The organism is Bacillus sp. EB106-02-03-XG38 (assembly GCF_058792175.1).
Window position 1 is genome coordinate 1,461,337 of the sequence record NZ_JBYTED010000001.1, and the last position, 17,897, is coordinate 1,479,233.

Annotated in this window: 17 protein-coding genes and 1 riboswitch; of the genes, 3 read left to right on the forward strand and 14 right to left on the reverse strand. The window is 35.6% G+C overall.

Annotated features, from left to right (window positions below):
- Positions 1–198: 198 nt before the first annotated feature.
- Complete coding sequence (gene alo, locus AC3WTI_RS07390; protein WP_097841770.1) at positions 199–1,737, reverse strand: anthrolysin O/cereolysin O family cholesterol-dependent cytolysin Alo; 1,539 nt, start codon at positions 1,735–1,737, stop codon at positions 199–201.
- Between the two features lie 403 nt (positions 1,738–2,140).
- Between alo and AC3WTI_RS07395 the strand changes: the two genes are divergently transcribed.
- Positions 2,141–3,487, forward strand: coding sequence for a short-chain fatty acid transporter (locus AC3WTI_RS07395; protein ID WP_097841771.1), 1,347 nt, complete (start codon positions 2,141–2,143; stop codon positions 3,485–3,487).
- 181 nt (positions 3,488–3,668) lie between these two features.
- Here AC3WTI_RS07395 and AC3WTI_RS07400 read toward each other — a convergent pair whose 3' ends face one another.
- The 4 genes from AC3WTI_RS07400 to AC3WTI_RS07415 form a co-directional block, all read right to left on the reverse strand.
- Positions 3,669–4,031: a group-specific protein gene (locus AC3WTI_RS07400; RefSeq protein ID WP_142286785.1), complete on the reverse strand. Its 363-nt coding sequence runs from the start codon at positions 4,029–4,031 to the stop codon at positions 3,669–3,671.
- On the reverse strand, positions 4,028–4,603 hold the full coding sequence (locus AC3WTI_RS07405) for an NAD(P)H-dependent oxidoreductase (protein ID WP_097841772.1): 576 nt from the start codon (positions 4,601–4,603) through the stop codon (positions 4,028–4,030). The genes AC3WTI_RS07400 and AC3WTI_RS07405 overlap by 4 nt, the downstream gene beginning before the upstream one ends.
- Positions 4,604–4,626: 23 nt before the next feature.
- Positions 4,627–5,016, reverse strand: a complete 390-nt coding sequence (locus tag AC3WTI_RS07410) for an SWIM zinc finger family protein (RefSeq protein WP_087958969.1) — start codon at positions 5,014–5,016, stop codon at positions 4,627–4,629.
- 253 nt (positions 5,017–5,269) lie between these two features.
- The gene (locus AC3WTI_RS07415) at positions 5,270–5,527 is read right to left on the reverse strand and encodes a hypothetical protein (RefSeq protein WP_000171477.1); all 258 of its coding nucleotides are present in this window, start codon (positions 5,525–5,527) and stop codon (positions 5,270–5,272) included.
- A gap of 100 nt (positions 5,528–5,627) precedes the next feature.
- Positions 5,628–5,726: riboswitch (SAM riboswitch) on the reverse strand.
- Positions 5,727–5,848: 122 nt separating this feature from the next.
- On the opposite strand from AC3WTI_RS07415, the gene AC3WTI_RS07420 reads away from it, so the two are divergent.
- Complete coding sequence (locus AC3WTI_RS07420) at positions 5,849–6,040, forward strand: hypothetical protein (RefSeq protein ID WP_000544998.1); 192 nt, start codon at positions 5,849–5,851, stop codon at positions 6,038–6,040.
- A gap of 32 nt (positions 6,041–6,072) precedes the next feature.
- Here AC3WTI_RS07420 and AC3WTI_RS07425 read toward each other — a convergent pair whose 3' ends face one another.
- The 7 genes from AC3WTI_RS07425 to rraA all read right to left on the reverse strand — a co-directional run bounded on the left by AC3WTI_RS07425 (position 6,073) and on the right by rraA (position 13,708).
- Positions 6,073–6,795, reverse strand: coding sequence for a YwiC-like family protein (locus tag AC3WTI_RS07425; protein ID WP_087958968.1), 723 nt, complete (start codon positions 6,793–6,795; stop codon positions 6,073–6,075).
- Positions 6,796–6,979: 184 nt separating this feature from the next.
- Positions 6,980–7,681, reverse strand: coding sequence for an ECF transporter S component (locus AC3WTI_RS07430; protein ID WP_087958967.1), 702 nt, complete (start codon positions 7,679–7,681; stop codon positions 6,980–6,982).
- The gene (locus AC3WTI_RS07435; protein ID WP_097841773.1) at positions 7,654–9,309 is read right to left on the reverse strand and encodes an ABC transporter ATP-binding protein; all 1,656 of its coding nucleotides are present in this window, start codon (positions 9,307–9,309) and stop codon (positions 7,654–7,656) included. The genes AC3WTI_RS07430 and AC3WTI_RS07435 overlap by 28 nt, the downstream gene beginning before the upstream one ends.
- Entirely contained in the window at positions 9,288–10,166 is an 879-nt protein-coding gene (locus AC3WTI_RS07440) for an energy-coupling factor transporter transmembrane component T (RefSeq protein WP_097841774.1), read from the reverse strand. The genes AC3WTI_RS07435 and AC3WTI_RS07440 overlap by 22 nt, the downstream gene beginning before the upstream one ends.
- Before the next feature lie 27 nt (positions 10,167–10,193).
- Positions 10,194–11,027 carry a DUF4430 domain-containing protein gene (locus AC3WTI_RS07445; RefSeq protein WP_097841775.1) on the reverse strand — a complete coding sequence of 278 codons (834 nt, stop codon included), beginning with the start codon at positions 11,025–11,027 and terminating at the stop codon, positions 10,194–10,196.
- Between the two features lie 57 nt (positions 11,028–11,084).
- Entirely contained in the window at positions 11,085–12,890 is a 1,806-nt protein-coding gene (locus tag AC3WTI_RS07450; protein WP_097841776.1) for a DUF4430 domain-containing protein, read from the reverse strand.
- A 338-nt stretch (positions 12,891–13,228) separates the two neighbouring features.
- Positions 13,229–13,708, reverse strand: coding sequence for a ribonuclease E activity regulator RraA (rraA, locus tag AC3WTI_RS07455; protein WP_087958962.1), 480 nt, complete (start codon positions 13,706–13,708; stop codon positions 13,229–13,231).
- 199 nt (positions 13,709–13,907) lie between these two features.
- Between rraA and AC3WTI_RS07460 the strand changes: the two genes are divergently transcribed.
- Positions 13,908–15,338: a YfcC family protein gene (locus AC3WTI_RS07460; RefSeq protein ID WP_097841777.1), complete on the forward strand. Its 1,431-nt coding sequence runs from the start codon at positions 13,908–13,910 to the stop codon at positions 15,336–15,338.
- A 137-nt stretch (positions 15,339–15,475) separates the two neighbouring features.
- On the opposite strand, the gene AC3WTI_RS07465 is transcribed toward AC3WTI_RS07460, so the two are convergent.
- Positions 15,476–16,303: an endonuclease I family protein gene (locus tag AC3WTI_RS07465; RefSeq protein ID WP_097841778.1), complete on the reverse strand. Its 828-nt coding sequence runs from the start codon at positions 16,301–16,303 to the stop codon at positions 15,476–15,478.
- Positions 16,304–16,964: 661 nt separating this feature from the next.
- The gene (locus AC3WTI_RS07470) at positions 16,965–17,846 is read right to left on the reverse strand and encodes a 5'-methylthioadenosine/S-adenosylhomocysteine nucleosidase (protein WP_087958959.1); all 882 of its coding nucleotides are present in this window, start codon (positions 17,844–17,846) and stop codon (positions 16,965–16,967) included.
- Positions 17,847–17,897: the final 51 nt, after the last annotated feature.

Here is a 17,897-nt window from a genome sequence, read left to right on the forward strand (position 1 = left end):
ACCATGCATCACTATCAACCTAAGATAGGCTACATTTATGGGGATTTAATAAAGGGGAATACAATCATTAATAACATTGATACAGCCATAAAAAATATGATTACAAGATTTGCGAATTGATTATGATACATCTAAAAACACCGACATTCTTTCAAACAAGTAAAAAAGCGCCCTATAACCAGGGCGCTTTGCTCCAACCTAATGACTAATAGTAGCAGTTGGGTATAACGTTGTTCCTCCAATTGAAACCTTTATTTCATTTGTTAATGGAACATTTTGTTCATTAATAATTGTTCTCCACCATTCCCATGCAAGACCTGTACATTCTCTTGCAACGATTTTTATATTTTTGGAATTTGGTGGAAGAGGGATAACTGTAGAGTAATGAGCTGTTTTGTCTTTGCCACTACCTTCCCATGTTTTATGTGTTAGTACTTCTTTCCCATTTTGATCAAATGTGAATTCATCCCAAGATACATCAAATTGAGCAACGTAAGCACCGTAATGATCAAGTGTCATTTTAGCACTTGAATATTCTGTAGTTGTCGTCTCGATATAATCTGTATTGTTATGAACAGCAGCAGTTGCATTATCTTTTAAGAAAGTGCTTGTATATGAAATTGGATATGCTGGATTTTTAAAACTTAATTCAGCATTATCTTTAATGATATTTCGGATTTCATTGAAATCTTTTGTAACAACCTTGTTATGCTCTTTCGCATCTCCGCCTAATACTACAGCAGTAAAGGTACTTTCTTCAAAAATATCTTTGTACTGTCCACTCGTTTCGACACTGTTATTCTTAAGTAAAGCTTTAAAAGCAGCTTGTACATCTTTACTCTTAGATGTTGTTTCTAATTTTACATAAACCGTTCTACCATAAGCTACATTTGAAACCATAACAGGTGGAGCTGAATTACTTACTCCTTTACGAGTTAGCTCATCAAAAGTAACACTATTATCAAATAGATCGGATGGATTGTTAGGTAGCTCAGCACTTACGGTATAAAATATTTGCTTATATGCCGCTACCATCACTTTTTTCTCTCCATTTGCAACCGCATTAAAATCAATGTTTAGACTGTTATCAAGGTATTTAGCATTAACATTAAGAGCACTTGCGATTTGTGATTTACTATAAACCATAGATTCTGTATACTGCATTCTTGCAGGTAACGTATGTGTTGCGGAATACTTTTCATTCCAAGTAGATACTAAATCGTCTACTGCTCCAGCCACATTACCATATGTTGGGTTTTGGACAGTGATTGTATTTTCTTTTCTCATGCCAGGTAAGTCTATACTAATATTCAAAGGCTTTCTCTTAGCCACTAATAAGCTTGGTTGATTGTCTGCAAAAGCTTTATTGGCAAGTTGTACAGCTCCTGGATACGTGCGATTCACTACAGAATCAATAATCGAAATATCGACTGGTGACGTTGTAAGTGATTTTTTCTCGCGTTCCACTACTACAAATTTACCATTTGAATTGATACTTTCTTTCGGAACAAAACTCTCTACTTTATCACCATTTACAGCTAAAACCTCTTGATTATTATATTTAAGGTTTGCTATGCCAGTATCAATGCTACTAGCATTTTTAGTTATATCATTTGCATTAACGATTTGTGTTTCTGCGAAAGAAATAGATGAATAATTAAGAGTGCTTAGACTAACTAATAAACATGCAAGGAACTTTCTTTTTTTGGTATTTTTCTTAATGTTCAGAAAAATCACCCCGTTCTTTTTTAGTAAGATATAATAATGATTGATACATGATAGCTAACTAATAAACTTACATAAACGCTTTTAAAAGTTCTTGAACTAACGGAATTACTCCACCTAAAAATTTTAAAACTGCCATTGCGATTTCCATATTACTTCCTCCTCTTTGCTGTATTAAGATGTGTTGTATATTTATGCTTTCATTATAATAAGCTTTTACATTTGCATCAATTCATTTTTATATGCAATATTTCATATTGAGGAAAGCAACTTTTTCTGTCAGAGTGATGGGTACTACTCTTCTTGACAATATTCCCCCCCCTCTATAAATATCAGAATTTTCTAATTCTTAAAGGTTATGAACGAATCAACCTCGAATAATTGTAATAAACATACATAAGGAGGTTGATCTATTTTGTTTCGTTCTTTTACAAATGGTTGCGTCGCCTTAGTGCAACGTTTCTTGCCAGAACCGTTTATTTTATCATGTTTATTAACTGTTTTTGTAATCTTCTTCGGCATGTTTGCGACTCACCAAACACCTGTGGAAATGATTAATCATTGGGGTAATGGAATTTGGGGACTTCTCGCCTTTTCTATGCAAATGGCACTTGTACTCGTGACAGGATCTGCTTTAGCAAACGCTCCTCTTATTAAAAAAGGATTAACGAAAGCGGCAAAACTACCGAAAACGAATGGACAAGGTATTATTGCTATTTCAATCGTTAGTTTACTAGGGGCATACATAAACTGGGGATTTGGTATTGTTGTATCTGTTTTATATGCAAAAGAAGTAGCAAGGCAGCTGGAAGGATTAGATTATAGACTAGCCATTGCCTCTTCCTACTCTGGATTTCTCATTTGGCATGCGGGGCTTTCTGCTTCTATTCCTCTTACGTTAGCAACTGGCGGTGAAACGTTAATTAAAACGACAGCAGGCAGTATTAAAGAAGCAATTCCAATAACAGAAACGTTATTCTCACCATACGCACTTGTACCGGTTATTATTTTTCTCGTTACGATGCCTCTCATTAATAAAGCGATGCATCCAGATGAAAAACATACGATAACTGTAGATCCTAGCGTATTCCATGAAGAAGCTGCCGCTCAAGAAGTAGGAAACAATACGTTCGCTGAGAAAATGGAAAATAGCATCATTATTACACTTTGCGTTGGATTGTTAGGTCTCATTTATATTTTCAATTACTTTTATACGAAAGGCTTTAATCTTACTCTCGATATTGTGATCTTTATGTTATTAATTGCTGGACTTATTTTCCACCGTACTCCGATTCAATATATTCGCGCTTTTTCAGATTCTACAAAAAGTGCTTCTGGTATTTTACTTCAATTTCCGTTTTACGCAGGAATTATGGGGATGATGATTGGAGCAAATAGTGAAGGACTTTCACTTGGAGGAGCTATTTCTAATTTCTTTATTAGCATTTCAAACGAAACGACTTTCCCGTTCTTTACTTTTTTAAGTGCTGGCATCGTTAATATTTTCGTTCCATCTGGTGGCGGTCAATGGGCTGTGCAAGCACCCATTATGATTCCAGCTGGCGCTGAACTTGGTGTACCTGCTGCAAAAACAGCAATGGCAATTGCGTGGGGTGATGCTTGGACAAATTTAATTCAACCTTTCTGGGCATTACCGGCATTAGCGATAGCTGGTTTAGGTGCTCGTGATATTATGGGATTTTGCGTTGCGAACTTACTATATGCAGGATTCATCATTAGTCTATGTTTCTTATTTATTTAAACGAAAAGCTAGTTTTATACTAGCTTTTTTACATAATAATTTATTCACCCCGCATTAACGGGCAGTAATCCCCCCGCCATTTATCCAATTGAAGCAAAGCAGTTCTGCGGGCGATCAACTGCCCGTAAACGCCCTATTGGTTCAACTAATAATCAGTGGGAGAGAACAAAACCCCCACTGATTAAAGTTTCACTTTATTTCCCATGCAATTTATAATCTTCCTCCACTCTATCTCCGTAAGATGTAATGCCTCAAGTGCAAAAAAATCTTCACATACTTGTTCAATTACATGTGGATTTTTCTTAAGGAAATTCCATTGTAACGCTTTAGGAAGAAAATACGTTTCATACTCTTTACTTCCTCTTACTACCTCATCCACTTCTCTTTCACAAATTCCTCTTATTAAATAATCATTTCTTAATTGAATCTGTATTTGTTGAAACGTTTCACTGCATTTCTTCAATTGAAGTAAGCAATTAATATATGTACGAAAAAGTTCGTTATCATACTGACAACACTTTATAATACGTTCGATTTCATTCATAATGTACGAGCCTTTTCTTCTATTTGTAATAACCACTTTTCCCGCTTCTCTCGTTTACTCGTTTTCACAGATTGAAAAACAGATCGTTTTATATCGCGAATGCCGCAAAAACGTAAAACACCTCTCTTCATCATAATCCAATCTGCTGAACGATATAATAGAGACACGTACCATAACGGTGAATCTAATGTATTAATTACCCACGCTTTCTTCCCCTTCAATAATCCTTTCGGCAAGGCACCTTCATATTTATAAGCAAATCCAGCTACGAAAATGCGATCAACAAACCCTTTTAAAATAGCGGGCATCCCCCACCACCATATCGGATATATAAAGAGAAGCATATCTGCTTCTTCGACTAACGTTCTGTACCGAGCTGTTTCTTCTTCATTTACTAAATCACGTCTTTTCTTCTCTTCATTAAATACAAGGACGGGATCAAATCGTTCTTTATATAAATCAAGTACTGTAACCGAATGATCTGTTTCTTGTAATCCTTTTTGCACATATTTTAAAATCGCCGCGTTAAAACTTGAAGGACTAGGATGAGCGTATACAATTAGTACATTCACTACATAACAACTCCCTCTATAAGTTAAATTTTCCCCTTCTTTAACATTTTCTCTACAATTTGCACGTTTTTCGAACTTTGTAACAATCGATTTAGTACAGTAAGTAACTCTTCCTTTTCTAAATCTTTCAGTTTCTCTTTTACCGTACTCTCACCAGTACTTTGAATATCATAAACAACTGCCGCCATATGCTTACAATAGTTTTCATATGGACATTCGCAGCTACTTTCTGTAAAGTCTTCAAGATCAATAATCACTTCATAGTTTCCTGCGTTTCCAGTAACGAAAGCAAATATTTTCTTATCTTGTATTTCAACATCATCTACATGTCCTTCTTCATAATATTCATACCCTTGATCTATAATGTACTTAGGAATCCATTTCGTTATATCATGTAATAAGTAAGCGTACATAACAACACCTCTTCCTTTAATTCCCTTTTGACTTCTAGAGCCGCTGCATGTTATTCTAATAACTGTCAAATAGCAAGTCTATATGACAAAACGACTGACACCTATTCGGCGAAGGTGTCTCTTTTCATTTGCAGCCGATATGAAGTGCCTCTTTCAGGCACATTCAATCTTTGACACTACACACTCAACACCATTCCCTGTATCAGGCTGCTTAAGCAGTCTTTTACTCTACATACTTCAAAAAAAAGAGAGCTTAGCTCCCTTTTCCCGCCTTATAAAACACCCCTTTTTCCGTATAGAGATATTCATCAGCTAATGTAATTTTCCCATCCAGTTTCAGTTCATCTAATAGTCTTGATAAATAAAATTGATGTAACATCTTTTTCGTGAATTTTCCTTCATGATGCGAAACGATATGTTCTTGAATATCTAACAATGATATCGGCTTATCTTGCTCTATCATATATTCATAAACTGTACTACGCAGTTTTACGTATTTTTCGAGTGTCACAGTACTTCGCAACCCCTTTCTTCTTAATATAAATTTTCGTAATCGGTTTTTTTGCAATAAAAAAACCTCTCCGATAAGAAGAAGTTACGTATATATCTTCGTCTTATCTCCCAGAACAAATATGTTCTGCTGGAATTAGCACCTGCATCGCGGTTGCTGGGTTTCATCGGGCCAGTCCCTCCACCTCTCTGGATAAGAAAATATTCACTTAATTCTTACTATACGTAATTTCATTTTAATTGTCAAACAAATATAACAAATAATATTTTCACCTTTACTGTTCATACTATACATATATGAATATGCAAGGAGGAATATGAAATGCACGAAAATGCTCGCGGATATGTACAAGATTCTTTTCAATCCTTACAAGAAGCAAAACATTGTTTAGAAGCAGCGCTACAGACTGTTGAAAAAGATTTTAATCGCGCACGTATTGAACAATCCCTTTATGCGATCGAACAAGCTATTCAACGTTGTGATTACACAGTTCACATTTTAGAACAAGATTGAAAAAGCTTCCCATCATAAGGTGGGAAGCTTTTTCAAATGGCATACTTCATAATTATTACCGTTATAATTAAAAAATATACAGAATTAGCAATTTCTAAAATACCTACTTTTATAATAGAAATCTTTTTACCGTACAACATAATTGCTCGAATGACACTCGGTATAAAAATAAGAGAACACCACGGATTGATAGCAAATATAATGATTGTTAATAGAATATGATACCCCCATGATATAAGACGATACTTCGGGTTATTTTTCTCACGTATCATCGTTTTCACATAAAACGTACTTCCTAAAAAATATAAAAATGATATAGACGCAATAAATAATGCTGTTTTATCTATGAGTTTCATTGAAAAATAATAACTAACTAAACCGCCAATACAGAAAACAATAATTGCACTAATATCATTTAATAATGCTCTTTCATTTTTTTGACGAGCGTAATACATATTTACAATAAATAATGGAATCATGAACACTACGAATAAAAGAATGCGCCATTCATATAATAGAGAAATCATCCCAAATATAAATGCGATGATAAAATATACAATTGCTGCATGTAAAAACTCTTTTTTTCGTCTTTGCTTTATGTACGTAAGGAATGGATACGTAGCTAAATAGATAAAGAACCAAGCTAAAAACAATGGAATATGATACATAGTAGGTTTCCCAAGTATGACACTTAATAGAAATGGTATAACGAGCATGGCCCATGCACCGTGTTGCTTCGGAATAACTAACTTCATTAACTATACACCTCCTCTTCGAAAACATTTCTCACCTACTATTATACAAATAATCTTATATAATAACGGAAGTATATTGGATCAATTTTTTGACAATAAAAAATGCTCCTTACAATATGTAAGAAGCATGAAAGAGGCAAACGAATATGTAAGTCGCGACCCTACCTTATATGAGTATGCTTTTCTATGCCATGTTATGCTTATCTAATATGCCGTATTTCTTTTTAAACCTTGTAAGAGTCGTAATCCAAGACGTACTAAATAGTAGTAAGAAAATAACATTCGAAATCGCATGGCTCAAATCAAAATAAAAACTTGCAATATAGTACGAAATGACTGCTTCCCACGTTGCCTCACGTATAAAACCGAGCAGCCCCCATAAATTCATAATCCAGCCAAATAAAAACCCAACAAACAATCCGTATAGAAGTCTTCCCCATAGCTTTTTCATTAAAAATGTATTACGTAATAATCCAGCTATAAAACCAATCATCCCCCACGAAAACATTTGCCACGGCGTCCACGGACCTTGTCCTAAAAAGATGTTAGATACAATAGCCGCGGTTGCCCCGATCATAAAACCAGTTTCACTCCCAAATACAATTGCAGAAACGATAATGACAAAAGAAGTCGGTTGTACACTTGGTAAAAGAGAAAATGGTACGCGGCTAACTGCTGCAATTGCTGCTAACACAGCAACGAGAACAATTTCACGTGAAACAAACGCCTTTCTTTCAAAGCGGATATAAAACGGTAACATAATAACAACTAATAAAAACAAACTACTTAACATGTAATAACCGTCCATGATAAGTGTCGTAAAGAGTAATGTGCCTACTATTACTGCAAAAATACATATTATAAATGCAACATATCGTTTGGACACGCTTCGTACACATCCTCCCACGTTAATGCATATGGCAATTCTTTTCGAATGAATCGATTGATAGATGTTGTATAAAAGAAGTTTCCACTAAAAAATTCTTTCGGTGCATCATTCATAATGACTGCTCCGTCAAATAACATCATACATTGATCAACGTACTTCGCTGCAAATTCAATATCATGCGTCGCCATTACAATTGTTGTACCTTCTTGTTGTAACTTCCTAAATAGCTCTCCTACTCTTTCTTTCTTCCATGGATCTAATCCTTTTGTCGGTTCATCGAGTAATAATAAAGTTGGCTTTGATAATAACGTTGTACATAACGCGAGTAATTGCTGCTCTCCCCCGCTACAATCATGCGGATGGCGTTCTTTAAGCGAATACAACCAAAACTGTTTGAGCATATCTTCTGCTATTTCTTTTCCCTGTTCTCCGTATAACTCTCGTGCATGTTCATACACTTCTTCCCACACTGTATCAAATGTAAAATGATAATACGGATGCTGCGATACATACCCAATACTTTTAAATCGTTCTTTCGAATCAATTTTATGTATCACTTTCCCATTCCACTTTACTTTCCCTCTTCTCGCTTTTTGTAATCCAGCTAAAATCGTTAACAGTGTAGATTTACCTGTACCATTTTTCCCAACGAGAGCTACCCATTTTCCTTTTTCAATTGATACTGTTAAGTCTCGTAAAATAAGTGGGCTACTTTTTTCATATTGGAATGAAATATGCTCTGCACTTAAAATGACTTCTCGCTTTTCACTTTGTGCGATTGGCCCATTCACATATGATATCGCTGAAAAGTTATTCAATTTTATTTGCGCTTCTCGCACTGTAAACGGGATATCTTTCGCATTCCACTCTAAAAACAATCTTGGAATTTGCGGAATAAATGGACGAAAGTTTTCTACTTCCCACATATTCGTGATAACTGTTTTAGGATTACCATCATACACGATTCGACCATTATTCATACAAATAACGCGCGTAGCAAGTGGGATCACTTCATCTAAACGATGTTCACTTAACACAATCGTAATGCCAAGTTCTTCGTTAATACGTTTTAACAATCCTAAAAATTCTTTCGCAGTAATGGGGTCTAACTGCGCCGTCGGTTCATCTAATAATAATAATTTCGGCTGCATAACTAATACCGCAGCTAAATTGACAAGCTGCTTTTGCCCGCCAGATAACGTATGAACAGATTGGTGCAATAAATCTTGAAATCCTAAGAAGCTAATAAGCTCTGCTATTCGTTTTTGAATAATCTGTGATGGTAATCCGATATTTTCTAAAGAAAATGCTAATTCTTGAATGACCGTATCCATTACGAGCTGATTTTCTGGATTTTGAAATACCATTCCAATCTCTTGCGCAGATAATAAATCAGGTACCTCCTCTAATAAAACGTCATCATAAAATATCTCTCCTGAGCGTCTACCGATTGGAAGCAATTCCTTTTTAAAATGTTTTAATAAAGTCGTCTTCCCAGATCCTGATCCGCCGGCAAGTGCAATAAACTCTCCTTTTTGAATAGAAAGAGAAATATGCTGTAACGCATATTCGTTTTCATCAGCATATACAAATGATAAATTGTTTATTTCTGCATGCGCCACCATATCCACTCCCTTCCTTCCATTATAATTGGTAAACTAATAAACATCGTAAATACGCCAAACATTATTCCATCATATTGCTGAAATAGAATAGATTCAACTTTCGGATAAATGATTAACTTTCCTCCGCCATAATTACTACATATAATAGCAATGATAAGTAGAATACTTAAATAACTGAGCGTATACCAATCTCGTCTTTCCATTCTATACCGAATATATGTCGTACGCTTCGTTACACCAAATCCACGAGCTTGCATAGAATCTGCTGTTTGTAGCGCATCTTCTAACGAACAAATTAATAATACTTGCAACAGTTGCATACCATTTTTCACCCGTTCCACAATGGAACCTGCATCTACTTGTACACCTTTTGTCTTTTGGACGAGTGTTATTTTCTGTAATCGTCTCATAAACAACGGAACAAACCTCATTGTAATCATCGTTAACAATGCTACTTTCGGTGAAATTCTGGAAAACAAATATAAAAATTTATGACTTGAAATAATATCATTATACGAAGCAAACGTAAACATTATCGCAACTAGTAATAACCCCATTACTACTCCAAACATGATCGCCTCAAGCTTAATACGGCTATCACCTAACCAAAATAACGTAGTTCGGCCTCTATGTGTTAAGAATGAATTAAATAAAATGACCATCAAAAAGAATACGATTGTGCTCGGTAACATCTTTCTTATCTTTTCGCTATTCCCTTGCATCACATTGATTATAACGATTAATAGAATTGCTCCAATTAAAAAAAGAGGATGAAGACACATCATACATAGTATCATCACCCCGATATAATAGAAAAAATTCACAAAAGGATGTAAAGAAGAAAAACTTATTTTCATAGTCCTTTACCGAATGCCTTTCTTAATTTAGTATACATACACCCATTCGATTGTATCTCCTGGCTTCACTGTAACTACACCCGCACTATAGTTTGGAAACGAACCGTTCAAACGATATTTCCACCCACTATTATCATTTACATCTTTTTCATATAAATCATTAATACCTTTTACGTAAATATCACCTTTAGAGCCCATTGCATCCACATCTAAACCTGTGCGTTGCAATACTTTATAAACTGTATCGCCTTCTTGTACATCCATTTTTCTCGCACCTAATAAGTAGCCTTTGTCACCTTTTACTGAGATCGTGACTTGTTTTGCTTGTGGTTTAGGTACTGGTTTTGGTGATGGAACTGGGTCTGGTACTGGTTTTGGCGTTGGCGGAACCGGTACATTTTTTGGTTCCTCAGGATTTCCTTTCTGCTCCTGCTTCGGTGTTTCTTTCGGTTGATTCACAACCTTCGCTTCTTCTTTTACTTCTGGTGCTTTCGATTGTTGTTGCTGTTGTGGTTTCTCTTCTTGTACTTTTTGCTGTTCTGGTTGCTTAGTAGCAGGCTGTTCCTGCGGTTTCTCTTCTTTCTTTACTTCCGGTTGTGCCTGTTGCTTTTCTTCTTTCGGCTTCTCTTCTACTTTTTGTTCTTTTTGCTCTTTCTGTTCGTCTTGCTTATTTTGCTCTTGTTCAGCTTGTTTTTCCTCCGGTTTTTCTTCCGGTTTCGCTTCATTTTGTTTCTCTTCTTGTTTTGCTACCTCTTCTTGCTTTGGTTCTGCTTTCTTCTCAGGCTTTACAGCTGCCTCTTCACATCCGGCAAGTAGCCCAAGTGAAAGCATTAAAGAAATCAACCACTTCATCTTATTCATGTTGTCTCTCACCTTTCATATTAAAAATTAGGAGCAAATATTTGCTCCTAATTTTTGTTAAGCTGCTTTACGTCTCCATAATACATATGCAGAAGCGATACATAATACACCCATACCTACTTCTGTAGCTGCACTATGAGAAGATGCTCCTGTTTTTGGTAGTACGCTACCATTTCCGGATTTTTTGCTTTTAACCGGTTCGTTATCGACAACAACTTTTAAAGTGTCATCTTTCATTTCTTGTTGTACTTGTTTTTGTTCTTGTGGTTGTTCAGTAACTTCTTTTTCTACTACAACATTTTCTGAATCCACATTTGGTTTCATATCGATTTCAGGAACAGATACATTTGACCAGTCATAAATCGATTTTCCAAGATCTTTAAACTGAAGTAAAGCTAAAAATGCTTGTTCTGTAGCCATGCCGCTACCGTTTTGATCACTTGGTAACCATTTGAATTCGCCATTTGGAAGTTGATATGACAGTAGATTTTGCACTGCCTTATGTAGACGATTTTGATCTACATCTTTCACAAGTGATAATCCAATAATTGCTTGCGCAACACTATTAGAATTTTCTTGTCCATCAGCAGAAAAACCACCATTTTGTAACTGTTCTTTATATAAATAGGCAACAGCTTTTTCTACAGCCGGCTTCACATCTGGTCGATCTTGATAAGGAGCTAATGCTGATAAAACCATACCTGTTACATCAACACTACTAGCACTGTCCTTACTGCTTGCGCTATCGTAAGTCCAGCCGCCATCCGTATGTTGTGCGTTTAATAGCGCATCTACTAAAGCAACTCGATTCCATTTTGAATTCACTGGCACTTCATATTTCTTCGTATCAAATGCAAGTAAAGCAAATGTATAACCTGTAACAGAATTCACTTTATCTGATTCGTACAATTTTTGAACTAAATTATGTTCGCCAACCTTTGTAGGGTCTGCTTGCATTGCATTCATCATAATAATCGTTCTAGCTAAATCTGTCGCTGAAAAACGGTTAATGCGCTTTTCTACTTTTTCATTTACTGACTTAACATAATTTAATTTCGCCTCAATTGGAACATTCTTTCCAGAACGAGAAAGACCTAAAGCTACCCAATCACTTTCAATTCCATCTTGTAACATCTTTTCAGATGTCTTATCGATTGCGTCATTTACTTGCGCTGCTGGAACTTGAATGTTCTCTTGCTTTGGTTGTTCTGGTTTTTCTTGTTTTGGATCATCTGTTTTTGGTTCTTCTGGTTTTTCTTGTTTCAGATCATCCGTTTTTGGTTCTTCTGGTTTTTCTTGTTTCGGATCATCCGTTTTTGGTTCTTCTGGTTTTTCTTGTTTTGGATCATCCGTTTTTGGTTCTTCTGGTTTTTCTTGTTTTGGATCATCTGTCTTTGGTTCTTCTACAGTTTTACAAGTACCAAATTTATCTAATGTTTGCTGTAATGTTTCCTGGCTCATATTGCTCCAATCTGAAACAAAGCGGAAAACAACAACATCACCAGACTCTAATTTATAACTATCTGCCCCAACTTGTGCAGATGTATCATTTACATCGTACGTCCAACCACTTGTAGCCCCGGCCATTAAACCGTCGATGCCTTTTACATATGTTCCAAACGACATCGTTTCAGATTCTACTTTGTCCCCCATGACCTTTTGCAGCAAACTTAAAGCTGTTTCCCCATCTTTAATTTGCTCTTCTTTTGGACATAACATAATGCCCTTTTGTGATTCCCCAATAATTGCAAGTTTTGCTGTATTTCCTTCAGCAAACGTAATATGTACTGTATTCGCAAAAGAAACAAATACGAGTGTAACTGCCATTAACGACGTAAGCAGCCATTTTTTCAACATTGCCATCCCAAAATTTCCTCCCTTACTACTATTTACACAAAAAAAGGCCCTTCAAGGGCGTGCAATTGACACTCTTTTTTTGTAAGTGTCGAACAAACTGCGCAACACCTCCGACCCGCATCATTCGCGGCTATATTTGTATAGGAAAAATAATTTTGTTTATGAACGTATCATTGTGATAACATTCACTTTTCTAGGCACTACTTACTTCCATTTCAGTTATCGTAAAACGATAAACCTATACATTCTGTTAATTATAAATTTCTGTATTATTTTACTATTGACAAAGAATTTTGTCCATGCTTTATCGGATTTATTTTCTAAGAATAGTAACATACTAGCCTTTAACGATGTAATCGCTTTTCACTAATAATGACGCCATCTTCATCCGCATATACATATTCATTCGGCTTCCATTCTACTTGTCCAAATTGCAACGAAATATTCCGCTCTCCTTTTCCTTCTTTTACACTTCTATTCGGCATCGTTCCTAACGCTAAAATACCAATATTAATATTCTTTAGTTCACTAGAATCACGAACATATCCATTCACAATAATCCCTGCCAGCTTTCTTTCCTCCGCAATAGCTGCCAAATTATCGCCCAGTAACGCACAATTCGTAGACGCTCCGCCATCAACAACTAACACCGTTCCTTCTGGTAGTGTTTGCAATCCTTCCTTCACTAGTACGTTATCATCCTTCACTTTTACCGTTGCAATTTTCCCGTGAAATTGTTCTTTCTTCCCAAAAGACCGAAAAGACTGGCGACATATTTGTAAATCCTTTTCAAACCCATCACATAAATCCGTAGTTTTCCACATCTTTCTCCCTCTTTTCCTTATTCTTTCTATATAACATATTCTTTGATTCTTTTCGTTTCCCTGTCTAATGTTGCAAGAATTTGTATTGCGGGAAGAGGATAGAAAAACTATTGCCTTAGGAAGCTACCTTTATTATAATCTATTTCACAGATAAATTTCAGAATATTAAAAATTAACCAAGTGAAAAAGGAGGTTTTTTATGCAATTACATACCGAAGTAAAAAAGCAGCCGAGTAAACGAAAGTTTAAAATGCCTGACGCGTACGTACTATTATTTTTTATTGCATTACTTTGTGCCATTGCTACATATTTCGTTCCTGCTGGAGAGTTTAAAAGAGTTACTAACGGGACTGTTACAACGACAATACCAGGAAGTTATCATTCTGTTCCACAATCGCCGGTAGGGTTTGTTTCTTTTTTTACAGCTATTGAAAAAGGGATGACGCTTGCTGCTCCGATCATCTTTTTAATTTTATTTACGGGCGGGGCTATTGCCATTCTTGAAAAAACAGGTGCTCTTGACGGGTTAATCTATCATGTTATTAATAAATTTCGTAATCAGCAATTACTTTTCATTTGTATTGTCGCCGCACTCTTTTCTATTCTCGGAACGACTGGCATTATCGTTAACTCAGTTATCGGCTTTATCCCCATCGGCATCATCGTTGCACGCACATTAAAATGGGACGCTATCGTCGGTGTAGCAATTATTTACTTAGGCACCTATGCTGGTTTTAATGCTACTATATTATCTCCCTCACCTTTAGGCATTTCACAAAAAATCGCAGAACTTCCGATGTTTTCAGGGATTGGTTTACGTACGGCAATCTATATCTCTTTTTTAATTGCCACCATTTTATATATTAATTGGTATGTAAAACGTTTAAAAAAATCGAATAAAGGAAGCATACTCGGAGATAACTGGTTTCCAAGTAATGCTCTTTCAAGTGAGAAAAAAATAGAGAAAACAGAAGTTCCTTGGACAATACGTCATAAATTAATTTTAGTCGTTTCGACTTTATCATTAATTGTATTTTTAATAGGTGCTTTTCGTCTACATTGGACAGACGCCGAAATGACCGCTACTTTTATTTTCATCGCAATTACAGCGGGAATAATAGGTGGCATGAAAGCAAACGATATCGCTTCTACTTTTCTAGCAGGCTGCCAAAATCTCATATACGGTGCTTTGATCGTCGGAATGGCTCGTTGTATTTCAGTTATTCTAGAACAAGGTAAATTACTTGATACAATTGTGAATCAGCTCGCACAGTCTCTCGAAGGACATAGCCCTGTATTTGGCGTTCTCGGTATGTATGTAAGTAGCGCCGCATTACATTTCCTCATTTCATCCGGGACAGGTGAATCTGTTATTTTCATCCCGATATTAGCTCCATTAGCTGATTTCATGCACATTACACGCCAAGTTACAGTACAAGCTGTTATGCTTGGAGAAGGTGTAGTGAACTGCCTCAACCCAACTTCCGGTGTTTTAATGGGTGTCCTCGCAGCGAGCGGCATTTCTTACGGAAAATGGATCCGATTTATGGCTCCACTTGCATTCATTTGGTTTATCATTGGACTTATTTTTCTTATTGTTGGTGTAAATATTGAGTGGGGACCGTATTAAAAAACTCATTTTATATTTAACTTGATAAAATTTCTATTCTCCAATCCTATAAAAATTACTTATTCTAGTATAGATATAAACAGGGATTGATCATATTGATCAATCCCTTCTCTCAAAGTAAAATAACTTTATGTATTTTAGTTCCAAATTTTATTTACCCATTCCGGATGATCAATAAAAGGATTACGATTATGTTGATATTTCGTAAAAATCACTTCATTACGCTTTCGCTCTAAATCATCTACCGGGTCTTGTTCATTCCATTTTAGTAAAACGGATAGTTTCCCCATGTATGGATCTTTATTATTATTCACCTTTTCATTTAATTCTAAGTCTATTTCGCCATTGTCTCCTTCATAACGAACAGCCATGTAAAATAGCATTCTAGCGATATCTCCTTTTACACTATCACGAGGTTCCCAAGAATCACTATCGTACTTACATTCTGTCGCTTCCGAATGATTCACACCACCATTATCAAAATCCAGATTTCCACGTGAACTATTTACAGATACATCCGTCGCTCTTAAATGATGCAAATCTGTTCCAGGTCCTGCAGTCGTTCCAAAATCACCGTGAGATTTTGCCCAAACATGCTCTCGGTTCCAATTATCAACTCCTGAACCATTCGTAAGTTTCCCTTGCGAACGCCCAGTATATAAGAGTATTACATTGTTTTTATTATTTGGATCTTCATCCGTATCTCTTAGTGCTTCCCAAACCGCACTATATGATAATTTTGTATGATCATCAATAATATTATGAAGTTCCTTCTTTAATTCTAAACCCGTTTTTCCTATTGCATTATTATAATATGTATCGTCATAGCTTTTTACAGTCATCTCTTGTGGTGGTGCAGAAGCTACTTCACCGTGTATGATATCTGTGAATGATAGAGATGCAGTACCTAAAATAAAAAATGAAGATAGTGTAACCATAGCAAGTTTTGTATTTCGAAACTTCATATACCCATTTCCCCTTTAAAATATAATTTGAAGCTATTAACTAATAAGTGCTTTCTCCCCCCCAAAAAACTTTTAGAAAGCCATACCCATCCTTTTCTCTTTATTTAATACAAAACTCTATTGAGTCTGTATTATTTCCACACTTTTGGTTTATCTACTTCTCAAGGAATATCCTTCTCTAGTAAAGGTTATTAAAATATTCTTTACTATTTAAAAGTAGTTTAATGTTAACTTATAAAATTCAATTTTTTTATGCAATTATGCATATTTGATAAAGTGAAACTTTAATCAGTGGGGGTTTTCTTCATCCCCCACTGATTATTAGTTGAACCAATCGGACTTTTATGGGCAGTTGATCCCCCATCTAAATTCTTTCCTTTCGCTGAATTTTGAGGTGGGGGTCTTACTGCCCATTAAAGTGGGATAAATCGTTCAAAAAACATTTTGAATAAAAATTAAGATGATTGTTCGACTTTTCCTTTTTCTATAACTGTCTTTATTTTTTGTGTAAAACCCTTCTTCCTCTGAAGAATAAGTACAAAAATAGATTGGATACCATGTAAGGCACCAATCTATTTTAATGAAAGAAACTGTGTCAATTCTGAGTTCACAACACTTTGTGCAGCAATGATAACATTTTTATCTTGAGACAGAACTACTACTATTTATTTGGTATCGAATCTATGTACTTTTTAACTACTTCATATACATATTCTTGATTTGCCGCCGCTGTATTTGGATTGTATTTTCCGCCGTTAGTTTTATTGTTAGATAATACTCGAATCCCTAAAAATGGTACGTCATAAGCTTTTGCAATTTGCGCTGCTGCAGCACCTTCCATTTCCTCTACAGATGTACCGTATTTTGTATGGAACCACTTAATTCTATCCACTTCATTATTCCAAAGATCTGCTGAACCTATAGTCCCTTCAACCACTTTACCTTTTGTATATTTATCCTTTACCGCATTAGCTGCTGCAAGTAAATCCTTATCTCCCTCGTAGTATCGGATTTTCTCAGCATTTGGATCTTCTCCTGCACTTCCTTCAGAAGCCATTAAGTCCATTGAAATCCATTTTGTCGGTTCAATCCCTTGATTCTCATCCATATTTGTTGTTTTTAATGAACCTATATTCGCGACTTTTTTTCCTAAAACAATATCAAATACATGTAAATTAGGATCATGTCCACCTGATGTTCCTTGGTTAATAATCGCTATAGGCTTATATTTTTCAATAGCCACTGCTGTAGCGGCTGCTGTATTTTCCATTCCTTTACCTGTTTTCGCAACGATTACAGGATAATTGTCGACAGTGCCTTTATAAAATGTAAAAGTGCCAGACTTTTCTTCTTTCACATTTTTTAACCTTTTTGCAAACTTCTCAGCCTCTATCGGCATTGGCCCTTGAATTATAATAGGTTGTTGATTACTTTTTGCCTCGACTACTTGTTTTGGACTCGCATTACACCCTGCAAGTATTGAGAATGACAATACAGTAGTAGTTACTAGCGCCGCACACTTTTTCAACATATTGTTCTTCATAAATAATCTCCTCTTTCTCTTGTTGTTTTCTATACTCGATGCTTTTGGTCC